Source organism: Mesorhizobium salmacidum (SeqCode) (genome assembly GCF_037179605.1).
Classification (GTDB): domain Bacteria; phylum Pseudomonadota; class Alphaproteobacteria; order Rhizobiales; family Rhizobiaceae; genus Mesorhizobium; species Mesorhizobium salmacidum.
The window spans coordinates 25,271-42,874 of record NZ_JAPYKS010000013.1; the positions used below are offsets into that span (position 1 = coordinate 25,271).

Annotated in this window: 16 protein-coding genes; 3 read left to right on the plus strand and 13 right to left on the minus strand. The window is 62.7% G+C overall.

Translation table 11 applies throughout. The features are described from left to right. Positions 1-41: 41 nt before the first annotated feature. Complete coding sequence (locus O7A60_RS18230) at positions 42-2,087, plus strand: NADH:flavin oxidoreductase (protein WP_337107415.1); 2,046 nt, start codon at positions 42-44, stop codon at positions 2,085-2,087. A 100-nt stretch (positions 2,088-2,187) separates the two neighbouring features. Here O7A60_RS18230 and O7A60_RS18235 read toward each other — a convergent pair whose 3' ends face one another. After that, complete coding sequence (locus O7A60_RS18235) at positions 2,188-2,595, minus strand: hypothetical protein (protein WP_337107416.1); 408 nt, start codon at positions 2,593-2,595, stop codon at positions 2,188-2,190. A gap of 175 nt (positions 2,596-2,770) precedes the next feature. Between O7A60_RS18235 and O7A60_RS18240 the strand changes: the two genes are divergently transcribed. Then, the gene (locus tag O7A60_RS18240; protein ID WP_337107417.1) at positions 2,771-3,169 is read left to right on the plus strand and encodes a MarR family winged helix-turn-helix transcriptional regulator; all 399 of its coding nucleotides are present in this window, start codon (positions 2,771-2,773) and stop codon (positions 3,167-3,169) included. An 18-nt stretch (positions 3,170-3,187) separates the two neighbouring features. Here O7A60_RS18240 and O7A60_RS18245 read toward each other — a convergent pair whose 3' ends face one another. Genes O7A60_RS18245 through O7A60_RS18255 form a run of 3 tightly spaced genes read right to left on the minus strand, consistent with a single transcriptional unit; the run spans position 3,188 to position 4,868 of the window. Further along, positions 3,188-3,526: a polysaccharide deacetylase family protein gene (locus O7A60_RS18245; protein ID WP_337107418.1), complete on the minus strand. Its 339-nt coding sequence runs from the start codon at positions 3,524-3,526 to the stop codon at positions 3,188-3,190. 53 nt (positions 3,527-3,579) lie between these two features. Further along, positions 3,580-3,984, minus strand: a complete 405-nt coding sequence (locus tag O7A60_RS18250) for a hypothetical protein (RefSeq protein WP_337107419.1) — start codon at positions 3,982-3,984, stop codon at positions 3,580-3,582. Next, positions 3,984-4,868, minus strand: coding sequence for an ATP-dependent DNA ligase (locus O7A60_RS18255; RefSeq protein ID WP_337107420.1), 885 nt, complete (start codon positions 4,866-4,868; stop codon positions 3,984-3,986). Before O7A60_RS18255 ends, O7A60_RS18250 begins: the two co-directional genes overlap by 1 nt. A 79-nt stretch (positions 4,869-4,947) precedes the next feature. Between O7A60_RS18255 and O7A60_RS18260 the strand changes: the two genes are divergently transcribed. Further along, entirely contained in the window at positions 4,948-5,139 is a 192-nt protein-coding gene (locus tag O7A60_RS18260) for a hypothetical protein (RefSeq protein ID WP_337107421.1), read from the plus strand. Here the strand turns inward: O7A60_RS18260 and O7A60_RS18265 are convergent. The 9 genes from O7A60_RS18265 to O7A60_RS18305 all read right to left on the minus strand — a co-directional run bounded on the left by O7A60_RS18265 (position 5,125) and on the right by O7A60_RS18305 (position 17,368). After that, positions 5,125-5,934 carry a DNA adenine methylase gene (locus O7A60_RS18265; protein WP_337107422.1) on the minus strand — a complete coding sequence of 270 codons (810 nt, stop codon included), beginning with the start codon at positions 5,932-5,934 and terminating at the stop codon, positions 5,125-5,127. The genes O7A60_RS18260 and O7A60_RS18265 overlap by 15 nt on opposite strands. A gap of 142 nt (positions 5,935-6,076) precedes the next feature. Beyond that, positions 6,077-7,201: a hypothetical protein gene (locus O7A60_RS18270; RefSeq protein WP_337107423.1), complete on the minus strand. Its 1,125-nt coding sequence runs from the start codon at positions 7,199-7,201 to the stop codon at positions 6,077-6,079. 227 nt (positions 7,202-7,428) lie between these two features. Continuing rightward, positions 7,429-7,692 carry a hypothetical protein gene (locus O7A60_RS18275; protein WP_337107424.1) on the minus strand — a complete coding sequence of 88 codons (264 nt, stop codon included), beginning with the start codon at positions 7,690-7,692 and terminating at the stop codon, positions 7,429-7,431. A gap of 16 nt (positions 7,693-7,708) precedes the next feature. Further along, positions 7,709-8,125 carry a hypothetical protein gene (locus tag O7A60_RS18280; protein ID WP_337107425.1) on the minus strand — a complete coding sequence of 139 codons (417 nt, stop codon included), beginning with the start codon at positions 8,123-8,125 and terminating at the stop codon, positions 7,709-7,711. A gap of 21 nt (positions 8,126-8,146) precedes the next feature. Further along, positions 8,147-11,443: a hypothetical protein gene (locus O7A60_RS18285; protein ID WP_337107426.1), complete on the minus strand. Its 3,297-nt coding sequence runs from the start codon at positions 11,441-11,443 to the stop codon at positions 8,147-8,149. Next, on the minus strand, positions 11,443-12,258 hold the full coding sequence (locus O7A60_RS18290; RefSeq protein ID WP_337107427.1) for a baseplate hub domain-containing protein: 816 nt from the start codon (positions 12,256-12,258) through the stop codon (positions 11,443-11,445). The genes O7A60_RS18285 and O7A60_RS18290 overlap by 1 nt, the downstream gene beginning before the upstream one ends. Further along, positions 12,255-13,550 carry a hypothetical protein gene (locus tag O7A60_RS18295; RefSeq protein WP_337107428.1) on the minus strand — a complete coding sequence of 432 codons (1,296 nt, stop codon included), beginning with the start codon at positions 13,548-13,550 and terminating at the stop codon, positions 12,255-12,257. Before O7A60_RS18295 ends, O7A60_RS18290 begins: the two co-directional genes overlap by 4 nt. Before the next feature lie 3 nt (positions 13,551-13,553). Next, entirely contained in the window at positions 13,554-13,922 is a 369-nt protein-coding gene (locus tag O7A60_RS18300) for a hypothetical protein (RefSeq protein ID WP_337107429.1), read from the minus strand. A 5-nt stretch (positions 13,923-13,927) separates the two neighbouring features. Further along, positions 13,928-17,368: a phage tail length tape measure family protein gene (locus tag O7A60_RS18305; protein WP_337107430.1), complete on the minus strand. Its 3,441-nt coding sequence runs from the start codon at positions 17,366-17,368 to the stop codon at positions 13,928-13,930. Positions 17,369-17,604: the final 236 nt, after the last annotated feature.

Sequence of the window (17,604 nt, forward strand, 5' to 3'; positions counted from 1 at the left end):
ATTTGCCGCTCATTAGCACAAATTAAAACGGCAGGAAGACGATGATCAACAACGACCCGCTTCTCCAACCTTACCAGCTCAAGCATTTGACGCTGAAGAATCGGGTGATGTCGACCAGCCACGAGCCGGCCTACTCGGAGGACGGCATGCCGAAGCAGCGCTATCGGCTCTACCATGCCGAAAAGGCCAAGGGCGGCATGGCGCTGACCATGACCGCAGGCTCGGCTATCGTTTCGCGCGACAGCCCGGCCGCCTTCGGCAATTTGCATGTCTATGACGACCGCATCGTGCCGTGGCTGGCCGAACTCGCTGACGCCTGCCACGAGCACGATTGCAAGGTGATGATCCAGATCACCCATCTTGGCCGTCGCACCGGCTGGAACAAGGCCGACTGGCTGCCGGTGCTGTCAGCCTCGCCGGTGCGCGAACCGGCGCATCGTGCTTTCCCCAAGACCATCGAGGAATGGGATATCGAGCGCATCGTCGCCGACTATGCATCGGCGGCCCAGCGCTGCCAGGCAGCCGGGCTCGACGGCATCGAGTTCGAATCCTACGGCCATCTGATGGACGGCTTCTGGTCGCCTGCCACCAATCATCGCGGTGACGAATATGGCGGTTCGCTCGACAATCGCCTGCGCTTCACCAACATGGTGCTCGATGCGGTGCGAGCGGCGGTCGGCGAGAAATTCGTCGTCGGCATCCGCATGGTCGCCGATGAGGATTTCGAGAAAGGCCTGTCGAAGGAGGAGGGCGTCGAGATCGCCAGGCGGCTGGCCGGCTCCGGCAAGGTCGATTTCCTCAACATCATCCGTGGTTCGATCGAGACCGACGCGGCGCTCACAAAGGTGATCCCGGTGACCGGCATGCGGTCCTCGCCGCATCTCGATTTCGCCGGCGAGGTGAGGGCGGCGACGAAGTTCCCGACCTTCCACGCGGCGCGCATTTCCGATGTCGCCACCGCGCGCCATGCGATCGCCACCGGCAAGCTCGACATGGTCGGCATGACGCGCGCTCACATCGCCGATCCGCACATCATCAGGAAGGTGATGGAGGGCCGCGAGCACGAGATCCGTCCCTGTGTCGGCGCCACCTATTGTCTGGATCGCATCTACGAAGGCGGCGAGGCGCTGTGCGTCCACAATGCGGCGACCGGCCGCGAGGCGGATATCCCGCATATCATCGCCAAGACGGAAGGGCCTAAGCGGAAAGTCGTGGTCGTCGGCGCCGGCGCCGGCGGACTGGAGGCGGCGCGCGTCGCGGCCGAGCGCGGCCATCAGGTCACGATCCTGGAAGCATCATCACAAGCGGGTGGCCAGGTCCGCCTGGCGACCCAGAACCCACGCCGCAAGGAATTGATCGGCATCATCGACTGGCGTCTGGCCGAACTCGAACGGCTCGGTGTCGAGATCCGCTACGACACTTGGGCCGAGCAGGACGACGTCCTGGCCCTGGCGCCTGACGTGGTGGTCGTCGCCACCGGAGGCCTGCCGCAGAACCCGCCGCTGGCCTCCGGCGACAATCTCGTCACCTCAAGCTGGGACATCATGGCTGGCAGCGTCAAGCCGGCCGAGAATCTTCTTCTCTTTGACGATAATGGCGGCCATCAGGGCATGGGCGCGGCCGAACTGATTGCCAACAGCGGCTCGAAATTAGAACTGGTTTCGCCAGAGCGGTTCTTCGCCCCCGAAATGGGCGGCATGAACCATGTGCCGTACATGCGCGCCTTCCAGGAAAGGGGCGTCACCATCACCATCAACACACGCCTGCGCTCTGTGCGGCGCGAGGGCAATCAATTGGTCGCGGAACTCGCTTCGGATTTTGCCGATGGCTGGCGCGGGGAGCGCAGGGTCGACCAAGTGGTGGTCGAGCACGGCACGGCGCCGCTTGACGACCTCTATCTGTCGCTGAAGCCGCTGTCGAGGAATGGCGGCGCGATCGACTATGAGCGGCTGGTGAACGGCGGCGATATCTTCCCATCGCGCAATTCGGAAGGTGGCTTCGTCGTGTTCCGCATCGGCGATGCGGTCGCCTCGCGCAACATCCATGCCGCCATCTATGACGGCATAAGGTTCGGGATCAGGATTTGATCACGATCAGGTGGCGCGCAACGGCCTTTGCAAGGAGAGCCACCTGCCGCTCTGGTCCGTTGCGCGCCGCGCATGATCGGCTTTCACCGGCCGTGCGATTCTAAAACATCTTGGCGGTCGCCATGCAAAGCACGGTGATGACCAGCAGCCCGCCGGCGATGCGTTCGCCCCTGGTCATTTTCGCGCGCAGCTCCGTTTGGGTCGCGGCATCGGCGGCGGCAAGCTGCCTGCTGGCGGAGCCCACAAGCGCGCCTTGCACGCCAGCGGCGATCAGCGCCGTCAAAATGCCGAGCGCCAGTACCTTCTCCATCGAGCCGAAAGCACCCTCATGAAAGAAATACCAGAGCAGCAAACCGGTCAGGAAAGCCAAACCGGCAGCGCCCATTTGCGGCCGGAAGAACCGCTCTGCCCGGATGTCCGAATCCCGGGCAACCGCGATGGTCGTGCCGGCCCAGAAGACGCCGGCCATGACGTGCAGGCCGATGACGACGATATAAACATATTGCATGACCGCATTCCTCTCATTCGCCCGCCGCCTGCGCGCCGCAACCATGTCGCGATGCCATCAATAAGACAAAGTTAGATATCTAACGGTTAGATGTCAATCATGAAGCCGAGTTTCACGTTTCCATTGCTTGCTCTACTGTCAGATCATGACACCGTTTGAACGCCCGCCGGTCGGCATGAATCTCGGCCGCACCGCCAAGCTTGTTGCCCAGGCCTTCGACGCTGCCTTGGTTGAAGCGGGGGGGACCTTGCCGGTCTGGCTCACGCTGCTGTCGGTCAAGTCGAGCGAGCTTGCCAATCAGCGCGAACTTGCCGGCATGATCGGCATCCAGGGCGCGACGCTGACCCATCATCTCAATGCGATGGAGGTGCAGGGCCTGCTGACGCGGCGGCGCGACCCCGTCAACCGACGGGTTCACATGGTCGAATTGACCGCGGCGGGAGAAGCGCTGTTCGAGAGGTTGCGGCAAGCAGCGCTCGTCTTCGACAAGCGGCTTCGCACCGGACTATCCGACGAGCGTCTGGCTGAGTTTGCACAGGTGCTCGCGGCGTTGCGGGAGAATGTGGGGAGCTAGCAGTGCCGACCTGATGGCTCAGTCGTCATAGCTCTGGATTATTCCAAACGCATAGTGGCGCAGTTTCAATGCGGTGATCAGCTTGGTCAATTGCGTCTTGCCGTCAAAGCCGTCCTGAAACATCTCGTCGTGCATGAGCAGGATCAACTTGCCCGGTTTGGCGAAATGGCCATAGCCGAACAAATGATCGATCTCGCTGACCAGATGGTCGACGCTCTGGACCGGCTCGCCGCTGTCCTTGTGCACCCACTCATGGTCCCAGCCATAGAGATAAAAGCCGGACGCCGCGACAAACTCATAGTCGGGATCCTCACGCCCGGCTTGCGCCTGTCCAAGCGAATTGTCGTTCTTCGACATCTGTAGCGCGCAAAATCGTTTGGCACCTCCGCGCAACTTCATTTGGCAGCAGATCAGACCGGTTTTTTAACCGGGTCGGCAAGGTAGTTGGTGAATTCCCGTTCCAGCTCGGCAACCGCTGCTTCCTTCGTGGCCTCGCGCCCTCTCTGGCCACCATGCTTCCGCCAGCGGCTGTCATGGGTCGAGATTGACCAGGCCCAGGTGCCGGCGCTCGGGCCGTACTTCTCGCCGAGGATGCGCCCTACGCTGTCCGACCCGAGGAAGCTTGCAGAGAAGTCGTGAGGAGCCGTTTGCCCGCCAATGACGGTCCGGCCCCAATCAAGCCACAAGCGCGCGCCACGCTCGCGGACGAATTGGGCCGCCTCAGCTATCGACCCGCACCGCCCCAAATCGTCGGCACCGTCTAACACCTCGTAGCCGCCACCTATATCGCGGACTTTCAACCGATCGGCCGGCATCACTCCTCCCGGATATCCTGCACCGACGCATGGCGCAGCTTGCGCTCGCCGCGCAACGTCCTGACGCTCGCTTTGATGCCGGGCCTGACCCATTCGACATCCGCTGTGACTTCGGCAGTGGGAACGCCGTCCGGTGGCCCTGCCTTGGCCTTCTGGACGCGTTTCCATAGCCGGTCCTTGATGACATCGGTTGCGGCGATCACGGCCTTGCCGACATACTTGCCCTCCCGCGCGAACAGCCCCTCGGTGCGCTGGCCGGCTTTCCGCTTGATGCCGATCAGATCCAGATCGGCCATGTCCCAGCACTTAGTTTTGACCCAGGCTTCATCCTTCGCGCCGCTGCGATAGGGGCTTCCCTGGCGCTTTGACACGATGCCCTCCAGGCCCATCTTCTCGGCCGCCTCGAAGACCGCAGCACCGCCGCCCTCGACGTGCTGGCTATACTGGATGATGCCCTCTGCCGGCTTGACCAGATCCCACAGGATAGCCTTGCGCTCGATCGTGGGCAGCTGGCGGAGATCCTCGCCATTCATGTGAATGATGTCGAAGGCGACGAACGCGAGCAGCTCGGCGTTCCAGGCCATGCGGGAATGGATGGCTTGAAAGTTCGGCCGTCCGTCCGGTTCGGGCGCGATCACCTCGCCGTCCAGGATGAAGGATTTGGCCTTCAGCTGCTCGGCGGCGGTTACAATCGGCCAGTAACGCTTTGACCAGTCGATGCCGGTTCGGGTGAAGGCGCGGGCACCGGCCCAGTCGAGGATGACCTGGGTGCGAAAACCGTCATACTTGATCTCGTGCAGCCAGTCGTCGCTCACTGGCGGCGTCTCGACCAGCACCGGTTCCTGCGGTTTGATGAACTTCAGCCGATCTGCGGCGTTACGCACACGCGATACTCCAACTGCCAGACAAGGCCTGCCGGCCGTTTTGGTTGCATTTTAGCTTAATTGAATGGGGAAACCGTTGATGAAAATCGAGGCGGAGGACTGCCGTGCGGCGCTAACGGTGATCAGGCGGACAATCGAGGAACACTGTCCGCCTGGCGTGCTGCCGAGTGAAGAGATGGTCAATGGGCTGTTTGGCCCAGGGATCATGGACGAGGCGGAAGCGCTGGCCGCCGCCATTGTCGCCACTGTCGAAAAGCTAACGTCCGCCTGAGATGATCAGCTCCTTGGCAGGCTGGCCCTTTCCACCGGCAACGCTGTAGAGCAGCTCAACCTCGGCCATCGCGAAGCCATGGAACGCCGCGCGGATCTCAGCGACATCGTTGATCGACAGGATGAACCGGCCCTTGATAGTCCGCAGCCTGGCTGCGATCGCCTCGAACTGGTCTCTGCCGAACAGCTCTTTGCCATAGTCGCCTTCGCTGCCGAAGTAGGGCGGGTCGAGGTAGAACAGCGTGCCCGACCGGTCGTAGCGGTCGATGAAGGCCGACCAGTCGAGTTGCTCGATGACGACGCCTGCCAGGCGCTCGTGGGCGTCTTCCAGGAGCGGCGCCAGCTTGGTCAAATTGAAACCGGCAGACGATCGCGGATCCACGCCGAAGTTGCGGCCGGCGACCTTGCCGCCGAAGGCCAGGCGCTGGAGGTAGAGGAAGCGGCCGGCGCGCTCCAGATCGGTCAAGGTCGCCGGATCGCTTGCCTTCAGCCGCTCGAATTCGCGGCGCGACGTGATCTGGAAGCGAAGCGTGTCCATGAATTGCGGATAGTGCCGCTGCAGGATGCGAAAAAGGTTCGCCACCTCGCCGCTGCGGTCATTGATAACCTCAGAACGAGGCCGCGATCGCCGCCTGAAGAAGACGCCGCCCATGCCGACGAACGCTTCGGCATAGATCTCGTGCGGCACGGCCGAGATGCGCGCCACCAGCCGCTCTGCCAGGCGGCGCTTACCTCCGATATAGCCAGCCACCGGCCGAGTTGGCAGGATGCTTTCAAAGGACTGTTCAACGGTCATTTAAAGGCCTTCGAGAATCAGTCACACCGTCTCGCCCGAAAGGGCCAGGTGCGACGGTTATCTCGATGATGCTGTCGGGCGGGTCGGGTCGCCAAACTAGGCCCGCTTCTCGGGAACTGCCCCGAGCACCTGTTGCGTCGGCTTAGGTGAGTGTCACCTTCGGATCGATGTAGAAGGTCGATGATGCCTTCGCGGCTTTGACCCTCAACAAGACCCAGCCCTTTTGCTGAGGCGTGAAGGTCACCGCCAGGGCGAACTTGGTGGTTGAGCCGCCCCACGTGCCGGCGCCGGCACTCTGGCCTGCTCCAGTCGCCAGGATGTTGGCCTTGCTGTCATTCACGAACGAAGCTTGTGGCGACGAGGCGTCGCCGAGGTATTCAGCCTCGACCCAGATGTCGTCGTCGTTTGGGACGGCGCCCCCGCCCCATATGCCCTGGATCGTCGCCGTCACGGGAGAACCGCTGACGTCATTCCAGATCGCAATCGGAGGGGTTTCGAAAGGCAGCGTCCAAAAGGCGTTGGCGGTCGTGATGATCTTCCAGGCCAAGGGCGTCGTGCCGTCCGAGGCGCCGCCGGTGCGCACGATCGTCGTTTCCTCACTCAGCGTGCCCGAGTAGCGGTAGCGGCCGTGGTTATAGTTGACGCCGCTGGAGCCGGATCTCACATAGTCGATTTCGGCAGCGCCTTGACTGGAAGGTGTCGCGGCAAGCGTCACGGACGCATTGAGCTTGCAATCGGTAAAGCTATAGCTTGCGGTCGGGCCAGTGCCGGCTCCGACAATGGTTTTGCCCGAGCCGGCAGCACTCAGGTCGATGCCGCGAGCTTCCAGCGTCTGAGCGTCGGCGTTGCCGCCTTTGAAGAAGAGGGTCGTGGGCATGGTGCCGAGCAGAGCCGAAGGCGTGTTCGTCCATATCACCCGGCCGACAATCTGGATGCCTTGCCCTGCGTTGGCAAACGACATCGTTGTGTTTTCCAGGTTGCTATAGCACGAGTCCAGAGAACCAATGTTGATGCGGCCGGCGCTGCTGGTCGTGGCGATGCGGAGCGAACAGTTTTTCAGGGCGAACGTCTGATTGCTGCCGTTTCCCACATTGATCTGGGCCGGGCTGGTTGCTCCGCCCGTACCGCTGTTGAAAATTACGCCATCGATGTAGACTCCGCTGCTCCCCAAATTCAGGCTGTTCGAACCGGACACGTTCACAACAGCACTGGCGCGCAGATCCGCGGCAACCGGCGGGACCGATCCGGAATGGCTGACGCAGATCACCTTGCAGGGCGTTGACGCGGTTCCTGGAAACGACAGCGTCAGGCCGGCAGTCGTTTCGGAGTGATCCTCGGAAACGTAGAAGATGTCACCGGCCGCCTTGCCCGAGATCGCAGCGGCAAGGGTGGTGTAGGCATTCGCCCAGTCCGCACCCGTTCCAGCGCCGGCAGCACCTGACCTGACATAGTATGAAGCCATGACATTCTATCCCTTGCTGGCCGGTCGGCTGCTCATTCGATGGCCGTCCGGCCACTCAGCGCGCGCGAGATGATCCCCATCTCGCGGTCGATCGGCACGAGCTGCTGGCGCTTCTCGCGGTAGATCTTGTCGATCGGCTTCAGCTCGGCCTCCAGGACATGGATCTTGGCCACGACCTGGTCGAGCTGCTCGCGGAGCGGCAGCACATCCTGCTCCTCGATGCGCTTCCTCTCGGCCGCCAGCTCATGGAAGCGGAGGCGCATCGTGTCGGCATTGAAGTGGTGGGTGGTTTTCATGGGGTGATGTCTCCTATCAAGCCAGGGTGAGGGCGCCGCCCGATCCGTCGAAATCGATTGTGAAGCTGTTGCCGCTCAACAGTGTCAGGTCCGCGCCGTAGTCGAACCAGCCGATCAACTCGTCGTTGGCGGCCGTGTCGTTGTAGAGGACGGCGTACCGGAAGGGTGCGACGGACCCGCCAGAGGCCAGCAGGACGAGATCCGCCAGGGTCAGCTTGTACGTGCCGCCGGTCTGCGCCGAGGTTGATGTCGTGACGTTCCTCGACGAGAGGTTCGTATAGCTGACCTGGGTCAGGTCGGAGAGCTGCGCGTTGCCTGCGACAGGAGCATGGGCCGCGTCGCACAGCGCGATCTTCAGCTGGTCCGACCCGAGGTTGTGCAACTTCTCGGCCAGCGCCTCCGAAAACGGCTGAAATTTGTTGTAGGCAACCATGGTTCATGTCCTCTCTTGGGGTCAGCTTTCGTCTACGAAGATGCCCGGCAACATCGACTGTCGGGTCCCGGTGCTGTTGATCATCATCATCGGCAAGACCCCGTCCGTCTCCCCAGCAGCGAAGGTCAGGGTCGCGGGGTTGCCGGTGATCGTGAAGACGCCGGTGTCTGCGGCGCCGCCCGCCGAATACTGGAGCGCGACCGGATTGCCGGTGATGGTGAAAACGCCTGTGTCGGCTGGCGCATCGACGTTCAAAGCGACGGCGTTGCCGGTCAGGGTGAAGGCACCTGTGGCGACAGCCATGATGGTGCCGAACAACAGATCGGCGTTCTGGCCGCTCAGCGTGAAGTTGCCGGTTTCGAGCCGAGTGAAAACGACCGCCAGCTGATAGGCCTGCCATTCGCGGTAGCCGTCGCGCTCGCAGCCGAAACGCAGCCATCCCGACGAGTTGCCGGCAAAGGAGGTCACTGGCACCGGATAGCTGGTTCCAGTCAGCCCGGAATGCGTCGTCAGCACAGCCTCGGCGGGATCGAGCACTTCGATGATCGTCGTCTGCCCGGCCTCGGGCGTGACAGTGGCATCGGTCCAGCCAAGTGGCGCCAGCTCGATCAGGCGGTTCCGTTCCGCCCAGGTGGAGGCGAGGTCCGACACGCCGTCGCCCGCGACCACGCCGAAGCCTATCCCGTCGACCTGGACGTTGGCTGGCCGCAGAGGCCGGATGGCCCGGCTGTCCATGGTGACCGTGTCGGCCGGTGCGGCGTCGAGTTCAAGTCCGCCACGGCCGGTTATCGTCAGCAGTTTGACGGCAATTTCGGCGCCGGCGGTATAGATCTCGAAATCGCTGTTGGAGATGTCGTCGAACAGGACGATCGAGGCGCCGCCTGGGTGAGCCTGCGGAACAGTGTCGAGGCAGCCGCGCGCGATCGTCAGGGTGTTCCCGTCGATGTCGTCGATCCTGACGATTTCGGTGGTCTGCGGGGTCGCGCCCACAATTGCAGCCAGAGTGCCCAGCGTAGCATCGCCGAGCTCAACGGCGCCTGTCACCGTGATCTCGGTCGCTGCAGCGTCCACTCCGCCGTCCAGGAAGGCGCCGGGCGCGAAATCCAACACGTCGGTGCTGGCGTAGCCGGTGCCGGCGTCGATCTGCAGCTCCGCGTTGACGGCGTCAGGGGTGGGTGATGATCCCGCCACCTGGATCAGGCCGCCATCCGCGTCGGCGGTCAGCATGGTGGCGGCATCGGCGTCGCCGATCATCTGCCGCAGCTCGCGATAGGGCATTTCCTGCACCAGCCGAGGCGAAACCGGAAGCGGGACATTTGAGGGAGGTACCCAGCCACCCGTATTGGTGTCGTCGACCAGAACCGATGCGCTAAGCTTGAAGACGTCCTGGAAGAACTTCATGCCGATCTTGTTCGAACGGCCGTCGCCGAAGGTTGGATCGACCAGGCGCATCACCTGTCCGGAAAGCTCATGTCGCGCCGAGACCATTCGGAAAGGATCGCCGGGGTTCAGACTTTCAAACTTCCGGTTGGCGACGACCCTGCCGGAAATGAGCCCAGAGCCGAGGGCGATCACGTCGCGCGTCGCCACCCGGATCGCCAGGCTGCTCTTGTTGATGCCCTCATATTCCCGCGTCGTCGGCAGCACTTTGGTCGCCTGCATCGCCTGGGCGGTGTTCGTCACGAGGTGCGAGCCGGTCTTGCGCTTCTCTCGATTGTAGTACTTCAGCAGCACGGAGCTGGACGCCTCGGATGGTGATCGACGGCTGACCTCGGTCCATTCGATGACATCGTCCTCGGTCAGTACCGGAATGGTGTCGATGTCGTAGTCGTTCCTGATCGCCTTGAGGAAGAACTTGCCGGTCGAGCGGGAGCCGTAGAGGTTCGCGTCAACATGGGAGAGAATGGTCGACACGAACTCCTTGATCTCCTCCTCCCGGTACCATTTGAGGGACAGGCCGAAGCTCTCGCCGTAGAAGGTGTCGGCACACGAGGTAAAGCTGTCGTCGTCGATATCGGCGTCGTTATAGCCGAGGCCCCAGGTGCGATCCGTCAGGCACTCCCGGATGATGTGGGCCGGGTTCATGTCGATCGCTGTGACGGTCACGACACTCAAAGCAGAATAGAGACTGTTGTCGCCGTTCAGGAACACCGGACACCAGCCTTCGGCCGACTGGTCGCCCGGCGTGTTGTCGACGAGGGTCAGGTTCGGACTGTCGAGGCGGAACCGACCAAACATGAACCCGTGGACGTAAATGTCGTCCTCTATTGCGGCAATCGTCGCCTTCGCGGCTTCCGGCGATCCCGGAGCGGCTTCATCATCCGAAATCAACAGGACAATCCGCTTCTTTTTGACATCGGCGTCCTTGAAGAAACTGGCGGCTTGCGACACGGCGACATTGTAGTCGGCCGTAGTGTGGTCTGCGGTAAGCGCGTCGATCCAGTCGTCGAAATCGTCCAGGTCGCCGGCGTCGCAGTCGCGACGCTGCATGGTGTCCTTTACCGTTCCACTGAATGACACCATGCGGATGTCGCATGACGTCCCATCGGTGCGCAGCTTGTCGATCGCGCCGTGCAGAGCGACGCGGGTGTAGAACAACCCGAATTCCTCAAACGACGTGTCGATGGCGAAATAGAGCGCGAGCCCGTCTGTCGTGCTTTCGGCCGCAATGCCGGCCTTTGCCGAATACCATTGCTCGGTGCCGTCTGAGCGCAGATAGATGCGCTGAACGCGGAATTCCCACGGCTTGATGTAGTTGGAGGTGCCTAGGTAGACCTGCCGCAGGACGGCGGTGACCACGCCCCGGAACGCCGAGATGTGAGCGCCAAGCTTCGACACCAGGTAGTCGTTCTGCAACTGGTCGGGTGCGCCCATGCAGATGTCGACGTCGCCGACGATCCCACCTTCGCTCTGATCGCCACCGAACAACTGGTTCTTGTGGATGGTGATGCGGCCGCCGGTATTGGTGCCTTTAAATGCAACCTTGTCGCCAACCCGAATGCCCTGGATGGCATCGGCAGGGCCGTGGCAAAGGCCCATCTGCATCCCGAGCGAATATTTGTAGCCAAGCACCTGCCTCGGGCCAAACAGGCCGTAGCGGCGGGCGCCCTTTATGGCGCTACGCTTCAGGTCGCCGTACCAGGTGCAATTGGGGTCGGCGAAATCGACCGTGCCGAAGGCGACCGGGATTTCGCGGCCTTCCTCTGCGGTCGGTGCCTGAAAGTCCTCAAGCGCCTTGGCCTTGGCGTTCTGCGGCTTCGGTGTAAGGGCGAGCTGCAGCGCGTAGGACGCGATCGCTATGAGGATGTTCCAGAACATTAGGTGATGCTCTGGCTGAAGGGGTTGTTGTCGGACATGTTCTTGAAGCCACCGTGGTTGAGATGGTTGCCGAACACATTGGCGCAGACCTCTTCCGACAGGTCGCAACCAGGTGCGATGTAAACGGCGGTGGGACCATCGGCTGCCACCGCCTCTGCGAGACCATCGATCTCGCCGACGAGGGTGATCGTGTCGCCGACATGTTCGCCGACCCATCCGAAGAGACCGTCGAAGATGACCAGGCCGGCCTTGTAGCGGCCATCCGGCTGGGCGGCAGCCTCGGCGATCGTGAGCACAAGTCCATCGATGGATGAGACTGTGGCTGGCACCTTGAAATCATCAACATTCACGTTGCAGCCCGGAAAATACAGCGCATGGCGGCAGGTTCGCTGATAGCGGGCTCGACAACCCGGCCGGCGCATCGACGTGGAGATGTTCTCGACCGGTACCTTGATGTTCTGTTTTCCCGACTTCGGGTTGACCACGCGGCCCTTCCAAACCACGCGCAGCTCATTCGATGGGTCCGTGTGGTGGCCGCGCCAGATTGTAACAGTCGTCACCTCACTGGCCGGGGTGAGCAGCGTCTTGGCGTAGACGTCGGACAGCGGAAAGGTCAGATCGACCGCGGCCTTTTCGATGTTGCCACTCTGCTCGATGTCGCCATGGGAGACCGCTGAGGGTTTCCAGATCTCGCCCATTCTGGTCAGGGGATCGGGGTCCGATGTTAAACGGACCGGATTGACGCCATTGTCCAGCAAATAGAGGAAGTAGGGCTCGCCTTCGTCGATCGACGTTTCCGGCTCGGCGTAGCTCATGACGGCACCTCGGTAACGGGGATCGAGAGCGTCGAAAGCAACGGGCCGCGACCAGAGGCCGGGAAATTGAAGGTGACAGCGTCTGCATCCAGACGCACCTTGCTGAGGAATGAGAACCACAGGATCTGCGCACTGCCGACATCTTCGCCCAGGCTGCTGCTCAACGTGATTTCGTCGTCGGCGCCGTCGCGTTCTGCCGCGATGATCTGGCGGAAATAGCGCGTGCCATCCTTCAGCTCAATCATCACGTGGCGACCGAGATAGCCGGCAAGCAGACCGACGCGTTTGACCGTCACCACCGTGTCGGCCGCGCCGATCGGCGCCAGGAGTTTCAGATCGGAGTTGAAGCTCGGCAACCAGAAAGCCTTTTGCTTCCCGTTGCGCGCGTGCACCCAGAGCCGCCTTCGCCAGATCGCGGCCGGGCCCTGCTCGAGGAAGGAGATCGACTGCCCGAAATCGACGTAGTTGCGCTGGCGCTCGATCTCTACGGGTCCAAAACCGTTGTCCTCGTATTCGGCGGCTTGGATAATCGTCTCCGAGAGGTCGGACACGCGCGCGGTCGGCTCTGTCAGAACGTCAAGGGACTGATACTGCGGATAACCGGCGTCGCCTTCCAATCTGATATTGTCCTCGACGCGGAACCGGGCAGTCACGTCGACCACGAGCTTGCCTCTGCTCATGCTGAAGCCTTCGGCCGGCCTTGCGACCCGGACAGGAATGATCGTCGGCGTGACGAAGGTGGCGCCGATCGGCGCCACCAGCGTCACCTTGTCGTTCTCGACAGCCTCGATGAGCGCAAGGGCGTAGTGGTCCTCGCTTTCCCAGACAATCAAGCGGCTGCCCGCGCGCCAGTCGCCGGCCGTCGTGTCGATCAGGATCTCGATGTCAGCTGGCGCAAGGTCGGCGGCCAGGCGGATGCCCTCCCACCAGATAGGGACGCAGATCCGTGTCGCGGCGCGCCTCTCGGCGAAGTCCTTGGCCCGACTGAACTGTGCCGGGTCGAGGCGGACGGAATAGCGGGGGTTCTGGCGAGGAGCCTTGCGCAACGCCAGGCGCTGTTCCTCGGTAAAGGATTGCATCACTTCCGACAGGGTTTCGAGCGTGTCGCTGGCGCCGACAAGCGGCCGGAAGGGCCACGGCTCGTACAGCAGGACCATCGCAGGCGACCCGAGATCAGGCTCGTCGGCATTGAGATTGCCAGTTGACAGATGATGGATTAGCCCAAAGTGCAGCGAAGGCAGATCAGGCGTGCCCGCATCCAGATTGCCGGTAGAGAGCGCGACAGTTGCCATGGATCACGCCGGACCGGGAATGCCGATGTCGAATGCCGGCAGGGTGAAAGTGTCGCCGTTGTTGACGGCCAGGACGGCGTCAAGTGCCTTGGTTGCGAGGAGACGCGTGTTCACTGTGTCGACCAAGGCCCAATGCGACGCGTTCCCATTCGCACTGCAGGCGCCGTCGCCGATCGCCGAAACGGTGACCTTGCGGCCTGAGGGAGACCGTGCTGCTAGCGCGCTGATCACCGGCGTATTCTTGGTGCCGAGCGATGCTGCGACAGTGGCGGCGTAGTCGGCCGGCTCCGACGAGCAGATGTGCAGCCGGTTGCCGTTGGCAACGATGACCGAGAGGCCGTTGTCGAGGACGAGTGAGTTGAGGAAGGACATGCCTGCTAGCCTCCGAGCCGCTTGTTGACAACGGCGACCGTGGCGTGGCCGTCCTCGGACATCATCCACCGCTTGATGTCGCTGCCGTCTTGCAGATTGATGATGTTGGCGTTGAGCTTCAGCTTGTCCGAAATAGCGCCGACGATCGCCTGAATATGACCGGCCGTCAGCCCGCCGGAGGAGCCGCCCGCTCCATTGTTGGCGTTGGCCGCCCTGGGCGCCCGCAGCGGCTGGTGGTTGACGACGCCAAGCCGGCCGTCCGGCCCGCGCCGCAGTGGCATGATCGCCTCGTCGCCGTCCTCACCCAGCATACCAGTCCGCCCGGCTGACATCGGGAAGTAGGTCGGTGACGAGAACACGTCGCCTTTGGCAAATGGAACGACGTTGCCACGCCTGAAGGCCGCTCCGTTCGCAAACAGACCCCACGACCCGGAAAGGATGTCGGCTGTCGCCATCGGGGAGATTGCGTTCATCGACGAAACGCTTGCGCCACCGCCGAACAGGCTCCCGAAGAGGCTGCCGAGCCAGCCGCCGCCACCGCCGCCGCCACCACCGCCAGGCGCGGCAGGAAACTGGTTGAGCATGCTCCCAAGCTTGCCGGCACCGCTGCCGAGAGCATTGAGACCACCGGCAGCCTGGCTCGTGGATGACACCAGGTTCGATAGCGCGCCGGTCGAAGCACCGCCGAGTTGGCCGACATTCTGCGTCGCCTGACCGAGGGCCGCGTTGAACTTGTCGACGTAGACCGAACCTGTGGTGCCGAGCACGTCCATTTTGCCGGCGCCGGCAGAAAGGGGCCCACCCGTAAACCAGGCTGAGGCGGCATCCTGAGGGTTGCCGTATTTGGAGAGCAGTTTACCGAATTGCTGCTCGAACACCGCATCCTGCGCAGCTGAGTTGCCTAGGAACTGCGTTGGCGACATTGGGCTGCCAAAGGCTTCGGTCGACCAGGACGGCAGATTGCTCTTCATGACCTGGTAGGCACCGAGCGCTTGGTTGCCGTTCTTCAGCAGCGGACCCAACGCAGAATAGCCGCCGCTTCCAGCGCTTTCGATCATCTTGATAGCGCTGGCATAGGACGCCATGCTGCCTGTGAGGGATGACGATGCGCTACCGGACAGGGCGCCCAACGGCGAGCCCAGCCTGCTCAGCAGTTTGGCTGCGCTCGCGGCGGTGTTGGGACCGCTGCCGGCGCCGAGGAGATCGGAAAGCGTCGTGTCGGCCTGGAAGGGCTTGCTGACACCGCCACCGAACAGGCTCTTGAACCAACTAAAGATGCCGCCATTGTCGTTTGCCGCGCCTGGCACGCCGCCGAGGCCAGGGATCCCGCCGAGGGGCGAACCATTGATGAACACGCTGGCGGCCTGCACCTGCATCGACGCCACAGCCTTCTGGGCGCCGAGCATCTGGCCCAGGACACCGCCAAAGCCACCCCCTTTGCCACTGGTCGCCCCGTTGCCGAAGATGCCGAGGTCCGCGATCGTGTTGAAGTTGCCCCCGGTCAGCCAATTCTTGAGCGGGTTCGTGACGGCCATGTCGAACATCGTCTTGGCGAGTTGTTGGCCGGCCTTCTTCAGAGCATCGGTGATCGAACCGCCGCTGAAAAGTGCATCGCTGATCCCGTCGATGCCGTCATTGACGGTCGAGAAGATGTCCTCCCAGGCCGCCTTGGTTGTCTTCAGCTGCTCGTTGTAGCGGATCTGCTGGGCGATCAGCGAGTTGGGGTCGTAGTCGAGCCCGGCGCTCTGCATCGTCGAGGCGACATTCTGCTCCGTGGGCGAACGGAACATTTGCTCACGCTCAAACTGGAGGTCGCGCGCCAGTCTCGCCTTGGCCGATGCTTCGGCCAATGATGACAGTTCGGCGGTGTTCTTGCGGATCGCCTCGGCCTCGGCGCCATAGAGCGGGATACCAAGCTGACGAATTTGCTGCTCGGCCTTAAAACTGGCGATGGCGCGATCATGCGCGAGTGTGTTCTGCCCGATCAAGCCCAGCTCGGCACGCTGCAGCTCGATATCCTGAACCTGCGAGTGGATGGTTGCCAGGGCTTCCTGGATCGCCCGCAGCTTGCCGTATTCGATCGCCTTCTGATGGATACTGTCGATCTCGGCCTTGTCGACGGCTACGTGGTTCCGCGCGGCTTCTTCCTGCACCTGAGCCAGCAGCTGGTTTTCCAGGCGGAGCGCTTCGGTTGCCGCCGTGGTTTGCCCGATCAGGCCGATGTCCTGGCGCGCTGAAAGCAAGGTACGGTCGAGCGACAACGATCTCTGCCGCTGCGCCTCGGCGAGCTGGTTTTGCGCCTGCGCCAAGGCAAGAGCGCCGGCTGCGTCAACGCGGTATTGCCGAACAGCCGCGCTCTCGCCACTGGCGGACGGCCTAGCGGCCTCGGCCGCGCGCGCTGCGTCGGCCAGCTCCTGCGGCGACCGAGCGCCGATGCGGCCGAGTGCTGCTTCATTCTGGCGCTGTAGCCAGGTGAGGTTGGCGGCGTTCTGATCACCGTAGTCCAGCCGTCCTTGCTCGTCGGCTACGGTTGGGCGGCCTCTGGCTAGAAGCCTTTCCAAGGCCGCTTGCGCGCCTGGCAATGCCAATGCCGCTTTCGCCGCTTCGTCGGTCAGTGAATGCAGCGCTTGTGCCTGCCTCAACAGTTCCTGATTGGTCGGGTCCAGCTCCCAACGCTCCGTGACCATCTTGCGGAAACCAAGGATGTCAGGTGCGCCTCTTGCACTGGTTGACCGCAGATATTCGATGGCGTCTGCGAAGTCCTTGAACTTAGAGAGCACGGTCGGGCCGAACTGGGAGCCGCCGGCTTGGCTGTTGTCATTGGCGAGAACGCCCTTCGCCGCCTCTTGGGCCGCAGCGGCCAGCGAGAGTTTCAAATCGCCAACGGTGCTGGCGATCGGCAAGGCAATGCCGGTACGGCCTTCGTTTGCAGCCGCCTTGGCATAGGCGATCGCGCCGTCCGCGGCTTCCCCATAGGCATCCTTCAGACCTTTGATGTTGGCCTGGTGATCCTTCAGGATGTCATCGATCGAGCGAATATTCTGGCGGCTAGCGGCCGAATAGGTGAGCAGCGCCGCCGTGCCGGCGATAATGCCCGTTGCCACCAGGCCGACCGGATTGGAGAAGCTGACGAAGGCGGCAGCGCCACTGATCAGGCTGGTCGCGGTCGACTTGACGCCGGAGGCGATCCCGGCCAGCGAGCCCCGCAGACCTTTCGGGCCGCTTTCAAGTGCATCGTAGATCTGGCCCGCCTGAGAGGCGAAGATCATCATCGGCGGTGCGCCGAGGGCAAACATGGTGATGACGTCGTTGCCTTGACGGGAGAGGTTGAGCAGTTGGTTGGACGTCAGGCGAGCCGCGCCGCCCACTGCACCCAGCCCGCCCGCCGTTTGCAGCGATTGGCGAGCCAGCACCGTATATCGGGTGTTCAGCCCGTCGAGCGCCACCTGGTGCTCCTGGCTGGTGATCGCACCCAGCCGGTGAGCAGCATTCAAGTCGTCGAGTTCGGTCTCGTACTGTTTCGAGGCAGCGAACAGCGGATTGTAGCGGGCGCGCAGCGCGTCGAGCGAGCGGCCATAAGCCTCTATGTCGGCGGAACGGTTGTTGTTGTTGGCAAAGGGAGCACCGATCTGCGCCACGTTGGCGCCGATACTGAGCCGCTGGTCGATCGAGGCGCGAAGGT